The organism is Paenibacillus sp. GCM10023250, assembly GCF_042653205.1.
In the GTDB taxonomy this organism is placed as follows: Bacteria; Bacillota; Bacilli; order Paenibacillales; family Paenibacillaceae; genus Paenibacillus_Z.
Window position 1 is genome coordinate 1 of record NZ_JBHSHY010000070.1, and the last position, 17,519, is coordinate 17,519.

The window sequence follows — 17,519 nt, forward strand, 5'->3', positions numbered from 1 at the left end:
TTGCCTACGTGTTACTCACCCGTCCGCCGCTAAGCTATCCCCGAAGGAATAACTCCGCTCGACTTGCATGTATTAGGCACGCCGCCAGCGTTCGTCCTGAGCCAGGATCAAACTCTCCATAAAAGTGGCCGAGGCCATTGTATAGAATAAGCTTGGTTAGCTCATTACTTGCTAGCTTGTACGAAACGGCCAAGCCGTTCATATAAACCATTGTTGGATTCAGACGTGATCCATATGTTCAGTTTTCAAAGAACTTGTTCGTTGCGCCCGCATCTCGCGGTCACAAGACGATATGTTACCAGCTTTCTCAACGTTCGTCAACATCTTTTTTACTTTCTTGTCGAAAGCACTCGTTCGCTGCTGCCGTCCGCCTCAAAAGCGACAAAAAGTCCGCGATACGATTACAACTTGTAAAAAATGACAAGGACCGCCTGCGAAGATCGAAGGTTCGAGGACGGCCCTCGCTTTGAATTATTCACCCAGCAAGCGCAGCAGCTCCTGCTCGTCCTCGATGACGTTCACGCCAAGATCGCGCGCTTTCGTAAGTTTGCTGCCGGCGCTCTCGCCCGCGATGACGAAGTCGGTCTTCTTCGAGACGCTGCCGCTGATCTTGGCGCCCAGCGCTTCGAGCTTCTTCGCGGCCTCGTCGCGCGTCATGGCGGACAGCGTGCCCGTCAGCACGACGGTCTTGCCGCTGAACACGCTGTCGGTCCGCGCCGGAGCCGTTGGCTCGCCTTCCGCCTTCACGCCGAGCGCCAGCATCCGATCAATGCTCTTCGCGACGACGGGATCCCGGAAATAGGTATGGATGCTCTCGGCCACGATGCCGCCCACGTCGGGCAATCCGACCAGCTCTTCAATCTCCGCGGCGCGGACGGCGGCCAAGCTGCCGAAATGGTCCGCGAGCATCTTCGTCGTCGCCTTGCCCGTGTTCGGGATGCCGAGCGCGAACAGGAACGCCGCCAAATCACGGTCCTTGGACTTCTCCAGCGCCTCGAGCAGCTTGCGGGCCTTGCGGTCGCCGAAACGGTCGAGCCCGATCAGATTATCATACGTCAGCTCGTATAGATCCGCTGGATCGCGCACCCCGCATTCGTCGAACAGCTGCTCCGCTGTCATGATGCTGAAGGATTCGATATCCATCGCGTCTCGCGAGGAGAAATGCGTAATGCGTCCGACCGTCTGCGGCCGGCAGCCAAGCTTGTTGCCGCAGAATAGGTGCGCGCCGCGAAGCTCGAGCGGCGTCCCGCAGGACGGGCACGCCGTCGGCGCGACGATTTCCCCGCCTGGCTCATCGTCCGCCTTGCCCAGTATCTCGGGAATCACATCGTTGGAACGCCGAATGAACACATGCGTCCCCAGCGCGAATTTGAGATTCTTGCGTTCGATGTCGCCGATGTTGTTGAGCGTGCAGTTCTGGACCGTCACGCCCGCGAGATCGACGGGCTCGACCCGCGCGACCGGCGTGATTTTGCCGGTGCGACCGACCTCCCACGAAACGGACTCCAGCACCGTCGTCGTCTCTTCGGCCTCGAACTTGTAGGCGACCGCCCAGCGCGGGAATTTATCGGTGTAGCCCAGCGCCTCGCGGGTGCGCATATCGGTCAGTTTCACGACCGCGCCGTCGATCAGGAAATCATGTTCAAGGCGGCCTGCGGCCACCCGCTCAAGTTCGGCCTGCACCTCTTCGATCGTCGACCAGTAGGTCGTGTACGCATTGACCTTAAACCGGTTGTCCTTCAAGAATTGAATCATCTCTTGATGGGTCTCGAACGAAACGCCTTGCGCGTAGCCGACATTATAGAAGAACGCGTTCAGCTTCCGCTCCGCGGTGATCCGCGGATTCTGGTTGCGCAGCGCGCCGGCGGCGGCGTTGCGCGCGTTCTTAAGCGGCTCCGCCGCTGTCCGGTTGTACGCTTCGAGCACCGACAGGTTCATGATGCCTTCGCCCTGCACCTCGATCAGGCCGGTATGCGGAATGGCGAGCGGGATGGAACGAATCGTCTTGACCTGCACCAGAATGCCTTCGCCGACGACGCCGTTGCCGCGCGTGGACGCCTGCACGAGCTTGCCGCCGTCATAGGTCAGGTTCAGCGTGAGGCCGTCAAACTTCAGCTCGACGACGTAGCCCGGCTCGGGCAGCGGATCCGCCTCCGGATTCTTCGCGTTGTAATCCGCGATCGCTTTGCGCACGCGCGCGTTCCAGGCGATCAGATCCTCGGCGTCCTGCGCCTTGTCGAGACTCCACAACCGCGACAGATGGCGGTGCGGCTCGAAGCCTTTCAAAATCTCGCCGCCCACGCGCTGCGTCGGCGACTCCGGGTCCACCATGCCGGTCAGCTGCTCCAGACGGACGAGCTCGTCGTAAAGCGCGTCGTACTCCTTGTCGCTGATCGTCGGCCGATCGAGCGTATAATAGTTATGGTTATGGAGCGCGAGCTGATCGACCAGCTCGCGCATGCGCGCCAGCTGGGCCGGATCGGCGTTATTCCCCGGTTCCATCGCGATCGTCATTGACGTCCTCCCTCTCATCCTCGTTACTGCGTTCGTTATGCTTTCGTAATCGGCGCGAAGCTTGCCAGCAGCTTCTTCAGCCCCACCGGCGCCGGGAACGCGATTTGCAGCTCCTTATCGCTGCCCGTACCGCGGACGGATACGACCGTGCCAATGCCCCACTTGCCGTGGGATACTTTGTCGCCCGCGGCAAAATCGCCGGCGGCCGCGCCGCCCGCGCCGCCGCCAGCAGCACCGCGCGCAGCATCAGCCGGCGTGGTCACGCGCACGCCGCCGCCCGCGGGCGCGCCGGGGCGCGGCCCGGACGGCGCGGCTCCGCCGCCGTAGCCGAACCCGCCGCCTGCCGCCCCCGGAGCGCTCCCGCGGCTGCCGCCGTAGCCGAACCCGCCGCCTGCCGGTCTGCCGCGGCCAACCGCCGAAGCGTCGTTCTTGAGCTCGTCCGGCACTTCCTTCAGGAAGCGCGACGCCATATTGGCGTTCGTCCGGCCAAACAGCGTGCGCGTCCGCGCGCAGGTCAGGAACAGCTGCTTCTCCGCGCGGGTAATGCCGACGTACGCGAGGCGGCGCTCCTCTTCGAGCTCATCGTTGTCGTTCAGCGCGCGGCTGTGCGGGAAGACGCCCTCCTCCATCCCGATGATGAACACGATCGGGAATTCCAGGCCTTTGGCGCTGTGCATCGTCATCAGAACGACGGCGTCCTTCACGCCGCCCTCCGGCTCCTCCGCGTCCATCGTGTCGATGTCGGCGATAAGCGCGAGGTCCGTCAGGAACGAGACGAGCGACTTGTCTTCGTTGCGCTTCTCGAAGTCCTGCGTCACGGACAGGAACTCGTCGATGTTCTCGAGGCGCGCTTTCGATTCCAGCGTGTTCTCGCGCTCCAGCTCCTCGCGGTAGCCACTGAGCTCGAGGATTTTCTCGGTCAGCTCCGTCACGGACAAGTATTCCACCATCCGCGTCAGGTTGAGGATGATCTCCCGGAACTCCGCGAGCGCCGCGCGCGCGCGCGCCGTCACGTCGAGCCAGTCCAGCTGCTCCAGCAGATTGAAGACGGATACGCCGCGAAGCCCCGCCTCGTCGAGCAGCTTGCCCACCGTCGTATCGCCGATGCCCCGCTTGGGCACGTTGACGATCCGCTGGAAGCTGATGTCGTCGTCCGGATTGGAGATCAGCCGCAGGTACGCGAGCAGGTCCTTGATCTCTTTGCGGTCATAGAACTTCACGCCGCCGACGATCTGGTACGGAATGTCGGATTTGATCAGCGTTTCCTCGATGACCCGCGACTGGGCGTTCGTCCGGTACAAGATGGCGTGATCGGCGAATTTCTTCCCTTTGTTCACTTGCTGCCGGATCTGGCCCGTGACGAAATAGCCTTCGTCGTGCTCCGTGTCCGCCTGATACACCGTGATCGACTCGCCCTCGCCCTGATCCGTCCACAGCTTCTTGTCCTTGCGGCCGGTGTTCAGCTTGATGACGGCGTTCGCCGCGTTCAAGATATTCGACGTGGAGCGATAATTCTGCTCGAGCAGAATCGTCTTCGCTTCCGGGTAGTCTTCCTCGAAATTCAAAATATTCGTGATGTCCGCGCCGCGCCAGCGGTAGATCGACTGGTCGCTGTCGCCGACGACGCAGATGTTGTGATGCTTGTCGGCGAGCATTTTGCACAGCATGTACTGCGCACGGTTCGTGTCCTGATACTCGTCGACGTGGATGTAGCGGAATTTGTTCTGATAGAACGTCAGCACGTCCGGCTCGTCCTTGAACAGCTGGATCGTCTTCATGATCAGGTCGTCGAAGTCGAGGGAGTTGTTGCTCTTCAGCTTCTTCTGGTAGAGGGTGTACACCTTGGAGACGATGCCGTCGAAATAGTCGCCGATCTTGCGCTCGAACTGCTCCGGCGAGACCAATTCGTTCTTGGCTCCGCCGAGCGCCGCCTGCACGCTCTTCGGCTCGAACTTCTTCGTGTCGATGTTGAGCTCCTTCATGCACGTCCGGATAACCGACAGCTGATCGGCGGAATCCAGGATGGAGAAGCTGCTCGTGAACCCGATCCGGCCGATGTCGCGGCGCAAAATCCGCACGCACATGGAGTGGAACGTAGACACCCAAATATCTTGCGCGACCGGCCCGACAAGCACGCCGACCCGCTGCTGCATTTCCCGTGCCGCTTTATTCGTAAAGGTAATCGCCAGGATGCTCCACGGCGCTACGCGTCTCTTCTCGAGCAAATAGGCGATGCGGTGCGTCAGCACGCGCGTCTTGCCGCTTCCCGCCCCCGCCATGATAAGCAGCGGTCCTTCCGTCGCCTGAACGGCCGCGCGCTGCGGCGGATTCAGCCTGCCGACAGCCTGATCGATGCTGAAATCATTGGTCATAATGAATGAAAACTCCTTTGCTTTGTTCGCCTTTGTTCGCCTATTTCCAGTCTAGACAACCGCTCGGGCCGTGTCAATTAGAATCGGATGGGCGATCGAACGACAAAACGGCCGTGAAAAACGAAAATCCGTTCGTTTTCACAGCCATAAATGTGTGCGTCCGCTTGCGTTAGCCGAAGGGCGGCACGTCCGCCACCGCCGCGACCGTCGAGAGCGCCGCTTCCAAGTCGTCGTAGATCACGTTGCCGACGATGACGGTATGGGCTGCCTCCGCGGCCAGCCGCGCTTTCTCGGGACCATCGATGCCCCCGCCGTAAAAGATCCGCGCGCCCGTCGTCATCTTCGCCGCGCGCTTGACGAGCGCCATGTCGCCGAATACGCCGCTGTACTCCAAATAGATGATCGGGAGCCGCATGAGCCTGTCCGCCATATAGAGATGCGCCGTCACGGTTTCTGCGTCGAGGGACGAACGCGCGCCCGTCAGCTTGGCGGCCTCGGCGTCCCCGTTCAAGATCAGGTACCCCTCCGCCGACGTCTCCTCCCACGGGATGAACGCGCCGAACTTGCGAAGCGCGCCGATCTGGCGGCCCGTCGTCCATTCCGAGCGGTCCGTGTTCAGCACGAGCGGCACGAAATAGTGGTCGAAGCCGGGCACCGCCGCTTCCTCGCTGGACACCTCCAGCGCGCAGGGCACCTCGTAGCGCCGGATGCGCGACATGAGGTCCACCGTGTTGTCGAAAGTCACGCCCGTCGAGCCGCCCACGATGACGGCGTCCGTGCCGGACATGCAGATCGCGTCCAGCCGGTCATCGTCGATCTCCCGGTCGGGGTCGAGCTTGAACGCGTGCCGCCATTTTTTGTAAATCGCCGTTTGCCGGTCCATGTCAGCCTCCATCGTCGTGTCGCGTCCGTTCGTTCGCGGCGTTAAAGATTAAGCGCCTCAATGCGTTGCATCACCGCGAACTCGTTCGGGTAAATCATCATGTATTCCGTCAAGCCGACCATGCGGAACAGCTTCTCGTAATGGGGCGTGACGCCCCAGGAGAACGCGTGAACGCCCGCCTTGCTTCCCATGCGGGCCAGCCGGATCAGCACGGCCATGCCGCCGCTGTTGATATAGACCACCTTCGATAAATCCAGCGCCAGAAAGCGAATGCCGCGTCCCAACTCCGTTTCCTGCTCCAAGCCCGCGATGAGCTTGGCTTCCGCCGACTTGGTCAGATCGCCGCTCAATTCGAGCACCATGCCGTTCGGAAACTTGCGCGTATGCATCATGAACGGTTGTTCCGCCATTCGGTTCCACTCCCTTTCTATATCGGCTGCCCGTCCGGCGTATCCGTGGATTTGCGCATGAAGTAAAGCTCGGTGTAAAACCCGCGCTCGTCGCGGCCCGTCGTCCAATAATCGGCAAGCGTGTCGATCATGACCAGCCCCCAGCCGCGCGGGTCCTCGGATTCCAGCTTCTTGCGCATCTCGTCCTCGTCCCGGGAGAGACGGGGAAAGTAGCCCCCGCCTTCGTCGTACACGCGGCAGACCGCCAGCATCCCGCCGATCTGGGCAATGAGCGTTACGTATTTGTTCGGCTGCAGCTTGTTGCCGTGTTCAATGGCGTTAATCATCGCTTCGCAGACCGCGGTTTGCACGTCTTCGCGAATCTCGCACTCCGGCCAGCGCTCCGCGATCCAATCGCCGAGTTTGAGCGCGATGAGGCGTTCGTCGCCGAGCTTGCCGCGCAGCGACCACTCCCGCGACATGAACGGGTTGTCGAACGCGCTGGCCGCAGCCCCCTGCTCGCCCGAAGCCAAATTCAGCTTCGCGAGCGCGCTCCGGTATTCGCCGGCCAGCTCCAGCACGACGACCGTCCGGTCGTCCTGGCCGGGGCCGCTTTCCTTGTCCATGCGGGCCAGCCAATCGTCGACGACGGCGGCGAGGTCCGCGGCGGGCTTCCAGGTCGCGATCTCGGCCTCCAGGCCGTCGAAGCTGTACATGTCCCCTTGCCGGTTCACGGCTTCGATCAAGCCGTCCGTATACAGCAGGAAGCGGTCGCCGTCCTCGAGCCGCAGGCTGATCTCCTCGTACGACGCTTCGGGGTCGATGCCGATCGGCAGCGAACTGCAGTCCACCGCCTTGAAGCTGCCGTCCTTGGCGACGACGTACGGGGACAGATGTCCCGCGCTCGCGTATTGCACGTGGTTGTTCGTCAGATCGATTACGCCGACACCGATCGTCACGGAGCCTTCTTCGCCCATCGCCTCGCACAGCTGCCGGTTCATGCGCGCGAGCACCTCGGAAGGGCTGCCGTTGCGGCGAATCTCCGAGCGGAAGACGAGCAGCTGGGCGGACATGAGCAGCGCCGCGGGCAAACCTTTGCCGGACACATCGCCGATCATGACCGCGAAGCGGCTCGGCCCGAGCGAGACGACGTCGAAGAAATCGCCGCCGACCACCCGGTAAGACTGGCAGCGCGCCGTGATCCGGTAGGCGCCGATGGTCAAGTCGCCGGGCGGCAGCAGCTTCTGCTGCACGTTATAGGCCAGCTTCAGCTCGCGCTCTAACGATTCGTACTCGCGGTTGATCCGGGTCTGAAGCTCCCGGTACGCGATGGCGAGCTCCCCCGCTTCGTCATGCAGAATCGGCGCCGCTTCGTGCAGCGGGAGCCCGTAGCCTCCGACGAGGCCGCGGATGCCTCGCACCAATCCCCGCAGCTCCTGCCGGAACTGCATCGTCACGTAGCTGAATAAGCTTAACCCCATTATAAAGTAAAACAGCGCGATGATGCCAAACTTGTACGGGTCCATCGGCTGATGCGGCCGCGCGGTGACGATAGCCAGCTGCAGCAGGCTCAGAATCGTGACGATGAACGTGCAGGTATACGTGATGACCAGCGGCTGCGCGACGGACGCCCGCCCGTCGAACCCGCTCGGCAGCGGCTGCAGGCGCATCAGTACGGGGCGCAGAATCCGCCGCACGGAGGTGAACAGCACGATCGCGATAAAGAGAAACAGGCTCTGCTCGCCCGCCACCGTGCCGAGCAGCCGCAGGCCGTCCGCGCGCTCGTCGAGCAGGTTCCGCACGATGTCGACGCCCTGGAACGTCAGCGAAAACACTAGGCCGAACAGAAAGACGCCGCCGAGCAGCTCGTATGGCAGCCGGTACAGCCGAAACAGCGCCGTGTTGGTCTGGCTCTCCTTGCGCGGCTCGTCCTCCCCGCCAAGGCCGATCTGCAGCACGCCGAACACCGGCTTCAGCCGGATCGCGGACGCGATGAGCAGGGCGAAGGCCAGAATGAGCGCGCCCAAGCTGACGATGACGAGGGGAAACGGGAACATGTTCTCGAAATGGGAAGCCAGCAGCGACTCCGCCTGCAAGATGATGATGCCGGCCAGCATGGTGACCAAATAAACGGCGAACAGGCGGTTCAGCAGCATGCCGTTGTAGTAAGCGGCCGGCTTGGGCCGCTTGGCCGTCAGCTCCATAACAGCCGCCTGACTTCCATGAGCGGCTCGGTGCCGAGCTCTTCCCGGCAAATGCGCTCGAGGCGCCGGTACCAGCCGACCGCTTCGACGCGCCGGCCGCCGCGCAGGCAAAGCCGGATCATCGCCTCGTACGCGTCCTCCTGATTCGGCCGCAGCGCGATCCAATCCGAGACCCGCTGCTCCTCGCGTGCTTCGTCGCCCTGCTCGCCGTAATACGCCGCGAGCCGCTTCAGCATCGTCGTCTGCCGGTCGAGCAGCTGCGCTCTCGTCCGCTCCAGCCAATCCGCGTGCGGCAGCTCCGTGGCCAGCATGCCGTAGAGCGGAAGCGCCTTGTCGTACAGGCGCGAGGCCGCTTCCCGGTCGTCCATCCAGAGCTGGTCGCCGACGCGCGACAGCGTCACGAACGTCTCGACGTCTACGGCTTCCACCGCGTTCTCGGCGATACCGACGACGCCCCGCTTGGCGTAGACGACATCGTCCTGCATGCCGATCTCCTTCAGCGCGGAGCGCAGGTCGTGCAGCGTGACGTACAGCTGATTGGAGCGCTTCGCAGCGTCGCCTTCGCCGAATACCCGCTCGACCACCTGCTCGCGATTGCTCTTATAGCCCGATTGCAGCAGCAAATAAACGAACAGTTCGCCGGCTTTCCGGCGCTTCCAGACCGGCTCGGCCATCGGCCCGTTCCCGGCGCTGAAGCCGATGCCGTCGAACAGCTTGATCGTCCACTTCGCCGCACCCTGCGGCTCGCCGCCTTCGTCGCGGCCGATTGGCGTCTGCCGCGGCGCATTACCGCGGTCCGCTCCGGCTTCCGGCGAGGATGCGGGGGCGGGAACCGCGGCGGGGGCGGCGGAGGCTGCCGCCTCTAGCCGCTCCCGCAGCTCGCCCGCGAGCCGCTCGAGCTCCGGCGTCGACAACAGCCGGCGCTGGCGGTCGAACACCTCCAGCGCGCTCGCCGCCGCGTCCGCCCGGCCTTCCGCGAGCAGCCGCCCAATGGCGGCCGACGCTGCGTACAGGCCGCTCTCGATATCGTCGGCGAGCTCGTCCGGCAGCCGCTCCTCCGCCCGGTTCAGCAGCACCGCCCGGCTGAGGTAGGCGTACCGGACCGGCATGCCGGCGCACAGCCCGGCATCCGGCGTCCCGCTCCCCAGCAGGCGCGCGACCGCCGCGGCAAGCGGCTGCTCGGCCGTATGCCGTTTCAGCCAATTCATCCAAAACGGCCACTCCGGATTGGACCGCGCCTCGCAGTCGAACAGCAGCGCATCCAGCAGCACGAAGCCCGCCCACAGCGCGCGGCCTTCCTCCCGGAAGCGCTCCGCGGCGGCGAACAGCAGACTGCGCGCCTCGCCGAACCGGGAAGCCGGCTCCGCGCCGCCCGCGGCCGCCCGCGCGAGCGCCCACGGCACGAAGCCGCTGCAGCTCTCCGGGTTGCGCGCCCATTCCTGCGCGAGCAGCGACAGGAACGGCCTCGACTCGTGCCGATCCCCGACCTGCACATGCAGCAGGCCGAGCATCGCCATCATCGTCAGCATGGCGGAATCGTCCGCTTGCGCCGCGAAGCCGCGCAGCGCGGCCTCGAGACGCTGCTTCGTCTCCATCAGCCGCCCGTTCAGCAGCCCGTTCTCGCATTCCGCGCGCAGCAAGAGCGGCGATTTCATGCGTATATCAGCCGGAATGGCCAGCAGCTGCGCGATCGGCAGCATTTGGCCGTCCAGTATCGTTTGTTCGGCTTTCATTATTTGGCCCAGCCATTGATCCTGCTGCGAGGCTCGTTTGTTTTCCTGATTCATTGGGCACCCTCACCGCACTTCCTATATTCGCCAGCCCGGGCAATGCGTCCCGCGCAATCCGCCGAACGGCTCATTCCCGGCGCTGCTAATTGCTACTATTCGCCCCGTGATCCGCAAAATCCTCTTGCGCCGCCCGATCCGGTGATCATGGCGCAAGTGCGCGGACGCCTATATGCAAAAGGAGAGACCTGGTCCGCAGGTCTCTCGCGATACGTCATGCTATTTCGCCAGCTGGCCTCTCGTGACGCCCAGTTGATTGATGGCTTTCAGGCTGCGCCATACCTGCGTGCCGCCGATGCGTCCGGCAAGCGCCGCGCTATACAGCTCGATAACCTCTTCGACTTTATCGGCCGTTTCTTCCAAAAATTCGATCCGGAACTGGCCAACGCCCAAATCCCGGAATTGAACCATGTATTCCGCGCCGGACTGCTCAATGGCGTTGTACACCGTATTCCGGCAGCCTTCGTCCACCCGAACGGGGTGGGACATGCCGATGCGGTCTTGCAGCGACGCGCGGTGCTCCTCGCACGGACGGCCGCAGTTCGTGTAATCCGTCCCTTCGCTCATGAACGTGCAGTAGACGCAGTGCTCGGTATGGAACATCGGCAAATGCTGGTGGATGACCACCTCGGTGCGCGACGCGTCGCTGTGCCGCAGCAGATCGAGCATCTGCTGCACGTTCAGGTCGTACGACGGCGTAACGACGTCGCAGCCCGCATCCAGGAACAGATCCGAGGCCTTGTGATTGGCCACATTCAGCGAGAAATCCCCGATCAAGCGCGGAAACGGCTCGAGCGGATTCGCCGCCTTGGCGCGGAGATAGTAATACAGCGCGCCCGTGTTGCGGACGAGCACGGCGTCCGGCTTCAGCTTCAAAATGTTGGCGTGGTAGCCGTTCTCGCCCGGCATATGAATCCGCGGCGTCGCCAGCGCGATCGGCTTGCCCGAGCTCCGCGCGAGGGCCATCGCGGCGGGAAACTGCTTGATGAACTCGAAGTCGGCGTAGACCATGCCGACGCGTTCATTACGTACCGCCGCTTCCAACTGCGCCAAGCTCCGGCACAGCACCGTCAGCCTGGCGCCGGCTTCATCCGCCGCGGCGGCAGGCGAAGCCGCGCCCCCGGCAGCGCCCGCGGCGGCTTTGCCGCCCCGCGCGTCGGCGTACGCGTCGACGTCGCGCTTGATATATGCGGGCGGCTTCGGCCGTTCGCCCGCCAGCGCTTCCGCGGCCTCGCGCCGCATCCGGTTCAGCTCGCGCATCGGCACGATGAGGTCGCCGCGCAGCTGCACGTCGAGCGCCTCGAGCTGATACACCGTGCCGCCGAGCCGGCCGAACTGCTCCCGCAGCAGCGCCTCGTCCATCGGACGCTTCTCGGCATGCGCGAGCGGCAGCTCCGACAGCACCTCGACCGAAGTCCCCTTCTCGACGTCGGTCCAGCGTGTGCGGAGCGGCTGACCTTCCGCGCCTTCGACCTCGACGCGCAGCGGGAAGACGCGGTACGGCTTCTCCGTCTCGAACGTCGCGCGCAGCCGCTTATCGAGCGCGGGATCGCTCGTCTTCCAAATCCGGTCGCCGACATGTACGCGGCGCAGATCGACGTCGTTGCGGCCCGGCACCAGCTCCAGCACCGTGCCTTCCTGGGCCTCGCCCTCCAGCTTGACGCCTTGGCGGCGCAGGTCATACACGCGGCCGCCCTCTTCCTTCTTCGTCGGGTCGCCGGCGTCGAAGACGATGCCGTCCCCCCGCTTCAGCGGCGCCTCGACGCGGGAGACGACGGCGTCACGCAGTACGCGCTCGACGCGGCCGAGATAGACGCCGCGGCTCTTCGGAAACGTGCCTTCCACGAGCTTCTTGTTGTTCGTGCCTTCCAGGAAGCCGGTCGTGAAGCCGCGGGAGAAGCTTTGCTGCAGCTCGCGGATCTCTTCCTTGGACGGGGCGGAGCGGTCGCCGTCGAAATACTTGTCGATCGCGCGGCGATACTTGCTCACCACGTTCGCGACGTACTCGGGGCTCTTCAGGCGCCCTTCGATCTTGAACGAGGAGACGCCCGCTTCGATCAGCTCCGGCACGAGCTCGACGGCCGCCAGGTCCTTCGGCGAAAGCAGGTACGCGACGTCGCCCATCGGCTTCTGCTCGCCGTCCACCATCAAGTCGTACGGCAGGCGGCAGGCCTGCGCGCACTCGCCGCGGTTCGCGGAGCGCCCGCCCCACATTTCGGAGGTGAGGCATTGTCCCGAGTAGGACACGCAGAGCGCGCCATGCACGAACACTTCCATCGGCAGCTTCGCCTGTTCGCCGATCGTCTTGATTTGCTTCAAATTATTCTCGCGGCCGAGCACGACCCGTTCGATATCGAACGGCTTGGTGAATTCCACCGCCTCCGGCGACGTGATCGTCATCTGCGTGGAGCCGTGGATCGGGAAATCCGGCGACAGCTCGCGGATCAGCTTCACGAGACCGAGATCCTGGACGATGACCGCGTCGACGCCCGCGTCGATGCACGCTTCCATGAGCCGCTTCGCGTCTTCCAGCTCGTTTTCGAAGACCAATATATTAAATGTCAAAAATCCTTTCACGCCGTAGCTGTGCAGGAATGCCATGATTTCCGGCAGCTCGTCCGTCTGGAAATTGTTCGCCCGCGCCCGCGCGTTGAACTTCTCCACGCCAAAAAATACGGCATCGGCCCCGTTCGCCACGGCCGCCCGCATGCAATCCCAGTCGCCGGCCGGCGCCAGCAGCTCGACGTCTTGCCGTTTGATCATTGTCATGTTTACTTCCGCCATCCTATCTTTCAATTCGCTTATTTAATGTAAGTGTACCAGAGCGGGCGGCTAAACAAAAGCCGCCGGAAGGGAGGGAACGGCTGGGCTTGGCCGGATATCGGTTATCCGCGCGCCGCCTTCAAATGCGAAAAACGCCGCTTCGGCCGCGGGATGCGGCGTGAAGCGGCGTTCGGGAACGCCAGGATTAGTTCGTGAACTTGAACGTGCCGATCGTCGTTTCGATCTTGGCGCGATTCGCTTCCGTATCGTTCGCTTGGTTCAAAATGTAGGAAAGCAGAATCATTTTCCCGTTATGGTCGATCGCGTAGTACGTGATATTCACCGGAATGTCCGCTTTGTCCAGGCTGAGGACGACCTTATACGCCGTGACGCCGCCGATCGTCGTCGTGGTGCTCGATTTGACCGATGCGCCGGCTTGTTTCAAGTCGTCGCTTTGCATAACCGCCATTTGAATCGCCTGCGGATATTCGCTTGCCGTGATATCTTCCAATACTTGAATCGAAAATCCGCCGTACGGGATGCTGTACGAAATCACGTCCGCTTCGAAGTCTTTCTTATCGCCATACCAAGACTGCGGCAAGGTGAGCGAGTAACCGTATTTTTTGCTGGTTTTGTTGACCGTCAGCTGTTCGAGCGCGTCGAGATCGTCGAGTTCGCTGAAGTTTTTCTCGATGAACGCGGTATCGATGTCGAGCGAGCCGACGATTTGGTTGTACAGCGTGTCGCCTTTGGACGTACCGTCGATTTTGTAGAAGAAATTCGCTTCGTACTTATGCGTGCCGGAGACGAAGAAAATCTCGTATTCCTTGTACCACGTCTTCTTGTCCCACGAATATTCGTAGCTCAAGACCTGGGCCGGTCCGTCCGCCAGCTGAATCGTGGATACGTTCGTATTACGCACGTAGTCCGATTGGAACTCGCTCTCCAGTTCTTTGCGGCTGCGTCCGAGCCAAGCCTCGGCGGTATCTCCCAGCGCCAGGGAGCTGATTTGGAAATCCATGAAACCGTCCTCGCTCAGGAACGTCGGGTTAGCGCTTTTATCGTCACGGAACCAGTTGACCGGCAGCTTCACTTTCAAGCCGTAATCCTTGTCGACCGCGGTATAGAAGCCGTCCTTCACGCGGCTAATGTCCTTCACCGACTTGTCGCCGGACGGGAACGACGGTTTGAAGCTGTCCAGAATGCTCTTGTACTTGTTCAAGTCGGCGCGGGAATCGGATTTTACGCCGGCCGCGATCAGGTAGATGCGGTTTTGCGCTTGGAACGCGTGATATTCGAAATACCAGCCGTTGCGATCGCGGCTCACCGTCTTCTCGTAGCTCAAGCCGCCTGCGTTTACCGTCGTCGATTCGACGGTGAATTCGGTATCGTTGAAATACGCTTGGATATGCTCGCGAACTTCTTGACGTGTATACTCTTGATCGATATCATCGATCGCCAAGTAAATGCTTCTGTCTTCGGCAACGGACGTCCAGATCAGCTGGCTGCCGTTATCGTTTTGATCCGCAAGGGCGAGATCGGACGGATAGTTCATCGACCAGCCGTAATAACTGTCCCCGACCTTGGTTTTGCCAGCGTCGGAATCGATGCCCGACGTATTGTTTCCGGTGCCAGCCGACGCGGAACCGGCCTTGAAGCCTTTGATCGTGATGTTGTTCCCGCTCAGGTTCAGCGTCGCGCCGAATGCCGATACGATGACGCGCAGCGGCACCATCGTCACGCTATTCACGATTTTCGGCTCAGCCGCCAGCGCGACCGCGCCGCCGTTGACTTTGACCGTTTTGCTGCCGATCGTCAGAACGACTGTCGTTTTATTGTAAGACAGCGTGATGATTTTGTTCTTCTCCAGCTTGAGGCCGGCGCCGAACGCCTTGGTGATGACGCTGAGCGGCACCATCGTCGTGCCGTTCGATTTGAACGGCTTCTGGATCGTCGAGGTCGCACCGTTGACGGAAAGCGTCGGGCTGCCAATGGCCAGCTTGATTTCAAGCGGCTCGGCGGCTGCGCCCGCGACTGCGGGTGCAAGCGCGAATAGCATACATGCGGTAATGAGTAAAGCGAGCAGCTTCTTCTTCATGATCTTGATCGTCTCTCCCCGATAATGAATAGTAGGATGAATGCTGGATTATTGTTCTGTGGACAGCACAAGTTTCTTCGTGACCAGGTCCCCGTCCGTTTGAACCAGGACTTGGACGGTCTGTCCGGGAAGATAAGACTTCAGAAGCTCATTGACCTCCGCGATGGACGATACTTGTTTGCCGGCGATCGAGTAGATCTGATCTCCCTGCTGCAGGCCGATGTTCTTCGCGCCCGCGCCCCAGACGGATTTGACGACGAGCGGTTCAGTCGTCGGCAGCCCGACGATGGCCGACCAGCTCTCCTCCAGCTCGACGCCGAGGGATGGCCGCATGACGTGGCCGTACTTGAAAAATTGATTGACGACGTAGCGCACGGTATCGGTCGGAATCGAGAAGCCGAGGCTTTCGATGCCATCGCTGACGAATTTGAGCGAATTGATGCCGATGACCTCACCCTTCAGGTTGACGAGCGGTCCTCCGCTGTTGCCGGGATTGATGGCCGCGTCCGTCTGCAGCAGCTTGTAGTACGAGGACACGGAGCGGTTCATGCCGCTCAGCACGCCCGTCGTCGCCGTGTTGCGCAGCGAGAAGGATACCGGCGTGCCGATGGCGATGACCGTTTCGCCGACCGACAGCTGCAGCGGTACGGGCGCGAATGCGGCCGGTTTCAAATTCGTCGCGTTGATTTTCACCAGCGCCAGGTCGCTCGTCTCGTCGATATTCATGCGCTTGCCTTGGTACTGCTTCCCGTCGGCGGTCACAACCACAATGTTGCTCATGTCCTTGACCACGTGGGCGTTCGTGACGATCCACCCGTCCGACCTCCAAATCACGCCCGTCCCGTGCTCCAGGGCGAACCGGTCGTCCGTGTACTTACCGATGATGCCTACGACGGAAGGCGACAGCTTCTTGACGACGTCTGGGACCTGCGACTGGGTCTGCGGGGGCGTATAAGCGTAGCTGTGTGTCTTGGCGTCATATGCGCCCGTGCCGCCCAGCGACTTCGTCAGCGAGCTCGCCTTCACGTACACCTCGCCGTCAATCACTTTCGCGTCCAAACGGGACGCGCCCGTGCCGCCAGCCGCCCAAGCGGTTCCGGTCATGAAGAGCGCTCCGGCAACGAAGATGCCTGCCAGTTGTAAACCCTTGTGCCTCACAGCATGCTCCTCCGTTCATATTTCTAGTAATTTTTGCTAGTTAATAGGTCCACTTTACTATAACTGTTTAAAAATAACAATAATGGAGTCGAAATGAAAAGCGTTTTCATTTTTGTCCATTATATATGCTTTTTTGTCATTGGCCGGGCGGAATCTTACCCTTGCAAATTGCCCATGCTATAATGGATTGAAGAACCCGCAATACATATCCATTTAGGAGGTAACTATACACGTATGAAACTCGGAGTATTCGCCGTTCTTTTCGCGCAAAAATCATTTGAAGACGCGCTCGACTACATCGCTGCCAAAGGCTTGGACGCCGTCGAAATCGGCACGGGCGGCTACCCGGGCAACGCGCACTGCGATCCGGACGTGCTGCTGGCCGACGAAAGCAAGCTGAAGGCGTTTAAGGACGCCGTCGATTCCCGCGGCCTGACGATCAGTGCGCTCAGCTGCCACGCGAACCCGCTGCACCCGCAAAAAGCGATTTCCAGCGAACACGACGCCATCATCCGCAAGACGATCGCGCTCGCTTCCAAGCTGGGCGTACCGGTCGTGAACACGTTCTCCGGCTGCCCGGGCGACCACGAGGATGCCAAATATCCGAACTGGCCGGTCGCGCCATGGCCGAACGATTATCAAGAAATTCTGGACTGGCAGTGGGAAAATAAAGTCATTCCGTACTGGACCGAAATCGGCAAGCTCGCGACGGAAAGCAACGTCAAAATCGGCCTCGAGCTGCACGGCGGCTTCTCCGTCCATACGCCTGCGACGCTCCTTCGCCTCCGCGAAGCGGCCGGCGACGCGATCGGCGCCAACCTCGACCCGAGCCACATGTGGTGGCAGGGCATCGATCCGGTTCAAGCGATCCACATCCTGGGCCGCGCCGGCGCGATTCACCACTTCCACGCGAAAGACACGTCGATCGATCCGGTCAACGTCAACCGCCACGGCGTTACGGACATGCAGTCCTACGCGCTTATGTTGGACCGCGCATGGCAGTTCCGCACGGTCGGCTTCGGCCACGACATGAAGGTCTGGTCCGACATCATCAGCGCGCTTCGCCTCGTCGGCTACGACTACGTTGTCAGCATCGAGCACGAAGACGGCCTGATGTCCGTGGACGAAGGCTTCACGAAAGCCGTCCAAAACCTCCAATCCGTCCTCATCCGCGAGCCGCTCGGCGAGATGTGGTGGGTCTAATCGTTCCAAGCGAACGTGACAAGGGGCTGTCCCAAAAGTCGTAAAGACTAGGGACAGCCCCTTCATTGTTTTAAAAGTTGTAAAAAACAAAGAAACCATTCTTTTGTAAAATGGAGGTACCACCCAACCATATACGAAAGGAACGGTT

Annotated in this window: 10 protein-coding genes and 1 rRNA gene; 1 reads left to right on the plus strand and 10 read right to left on the minus strand. The window is 61.6% G+C overall.

The genetic code is table 11. The features are described 5' to 3' along the window. The 10 genes from ACFPB1_RS26725 to ACFPB1_RS26770 form a co-directional block, all read right to left on the minus strand. Window positions 1-123, minus strand: a 16S ribosomal RNA gene (locus tag ACFPB1_RS26725); the annotation flags it as partial. Window positions 124-471: 348 nt separating this feature from the next. Then, window positions 472-2,514: an NAD-dependent DNA ligase LigA gene (gene ligA / locus ACFPB1_RS26730; RefSeq protein ID WP_379229247.1), complete on the minus strand. Its 2,043-nt coding sequence runs from the start codon at window positions 2,512-2,514 to the stop codon at window positions 472-474. Window positions 2,515-2,549: 35 nt separating this feature from the next. Continuing rightward, window positions 2,550-4,886 carry a DNA helicase PcrA gene (gene pcrA, locus ACFPB1_RS26735; RefSeq protein WP_379229248.1) on the minus strand — a complete coding sequence of 779 codons (2,337 nt, stop codon included), beginning with the start codon at window positions 4,884-4,886 and terminating at the stop codon, window positions 2,550-2,552. A 169-nt stretch (window positions 4,887-5,055) separates the two neighbouring features. Then, on the minus strand, window positions 5,056-5,769 hold the full coding sequence (locus ACFPB1_RS26740; RefSeq protein WP_379229249.1) for a heptaprenylglyceryl phosphate synthase: 714 nt from the start codon (window positions 5,767-5,769) through the stop codon (window positions 5,056-5,058). A gap of 41 nt (window positions 5,770-5,810) precedes the next feature. Beyond that, window positions 5,811-6,179: an STAS domain-containing protein gene (locus ACFPB1_RS26745; RefSeq protein ID WP_379229250.1), complete on the minus strand. Its 369-nt coding sequence runs from the start codon at window positions 6,177-6,179 to the stop codon at window positions 5,811-5,813. Between the two features lie 17 nt (window positions 6,180-6,196). Beyond that, the gene (locus ACFPB1_RS26750; RefSeq protein ID WP_379229251.1) at window positions 6,197-8,362 is read right to left on the minus strand and encodes an ATP-binding SpoIIE family protein phosphatase; all 2,166 of its coding nucleotides are present in this window, start codon (window positions 8,360-8,362) and stop codon (window positions 6,197-6,199) included. Continuing rightward, entirely contained in the window at window positions 8,353-10,149 is a 1,797-nt protein-coding gene (locus ACFPB1_RS26755; RefSeq protein ID WP_379229252.1) for an AfsR/SARP family transcriptional regulator, read from the minus strand. Before ACFPB1_RS26755 ends, ACFPB1_RS26750 begins: the two co-directional genes overlap by 10 nt. A gap of 219 nt (window positions 10,150-10,368) precedes the next feature. Further along, window positions 10,369-12,918, minus strand: a complete 2,550-nt coding sequence (locus tag ACFPB1_RS26760; protein WP_379229254.1) for a U32 family peptidase — start codon at window positions 12,916-12,918, stop codon at window positions 10,369-10,371. Window positions 12,919-13,117: 199 nt separating this feature from the next. After that, complete coding sequence (locus ACFPB1_RS26765) at window positions 13,118-15,010, minus strand: stalk domain-containing protein (protein WP_379229255.1); 1,893 nt, start codon at window positions 15,008-15,010, stop codon at window positions 13,118-13,120. Between the two features lie 48 nt (window positions 15,011-15,058). After that, window positions 15,059-16,114 (minus strand): S1C family serine protease, encoded by a 1,056-nt coding sequence (locus tag ACFPB1_RS26770; RefSeq protein WP_379229256.1) that lies wholly within the window; start codon window positions 16,112-16,114, stop codon window positions 15,059-15,061. 288 nt (window positions 16,115-16,402) lie between these two features. Here ACFPB1_RS26770 and ACFPB1_RS26775 point away from each other — a divergent pair, with 288 nt between their 5' ends. Next, complete coding sequence (locus ACFPB1_RS26775) at window positions 16,403-17,371, plus strand: sugar phosphate isomerase/epimerase family protein (protein WP_379229257.1); 969 nt, start codon at window positions 16,403-16,405, stop codon at window positions 17,369-17,371. Window positions 17,372-17,519 lie beyond the last annotated feature (148 nt).

Excerpts from the sequence above, each read along its gene's own strand:
- ACFPB1_RS26740 (WP_379229249.1), bottom strand. The coding sequence starts at position 5,769 with ATGGACCGGCAAACGGCGATTTACAAAAAATGGCGGCACGCGTTCAAG.
- ACFPB1_RS26775 (WP_379229257.1), top strand. The coding sequence starts at position 16,403 with ATGAAACTCGGAGTATTCGCCGTTCTTTTCGCGCAAAAATCATTTGAA.
- ACFPB1_RS26765 (WP_379229255.1), bottom strand. The coding sequence starts at position 15,010 with ATGAAGAAGAAGCTGCTCGCTTTACTCATTACCGCATGTATGCTATTC.
- ACFPB1_RS26770 (WP_379229256.1), bottom strand. The coding sequence starts at position 16,114 with ATGACCGGAACCGCTTGGGCGGCTGGCGGCACGGGCGCGTCCCGTTTG.
- ACFPB1_RS26755 (WP_379229252.1), bottom strand. The coding sequence starts at position 10,149 with ATGAATCAGGAAAACAAACGAGCCTCGCAGCAGGATCAATGGCTGGGC.
- ACFPB1_RS26760 (WP_379229254.1), bottom strand. The coding sequence starts at position 12,918 with ATGACAATGATCAAACGGCAAGACGTCGAGCTGCTGGCGCCGGCCGGC.
- ACFPB1_RS26750 (WP_379229251.1), bottom strand. The coding sequence starts at position 8,362 with ATGGAGCTGACGGCCAAGCGGCCCAAGCCGGCCGCTTACTACAACGGC.
- ACFPB1_RS26745 (WP_379229250.1), bottom strand. The coding sequence starts at position 6,179 with ATGGCGGAACAACCGTTCATGATGCATACGCGCAAGTTTCCGAACGGC.
- ligA (WP_379229247.1), bottom strand. The coding sequence starts at position 2,514 with ATGACGATCGCGATGGAACCGGGGAATAACGCCGATCCGGCCCAGCTG.
- pcrA (WP_379229248.1), bottom strand. The coding sequence starts at position 4,886 with ATGACCAATGATTTCAGCATCGATCAGGCTGTCGGCAGGCTGAATCCG.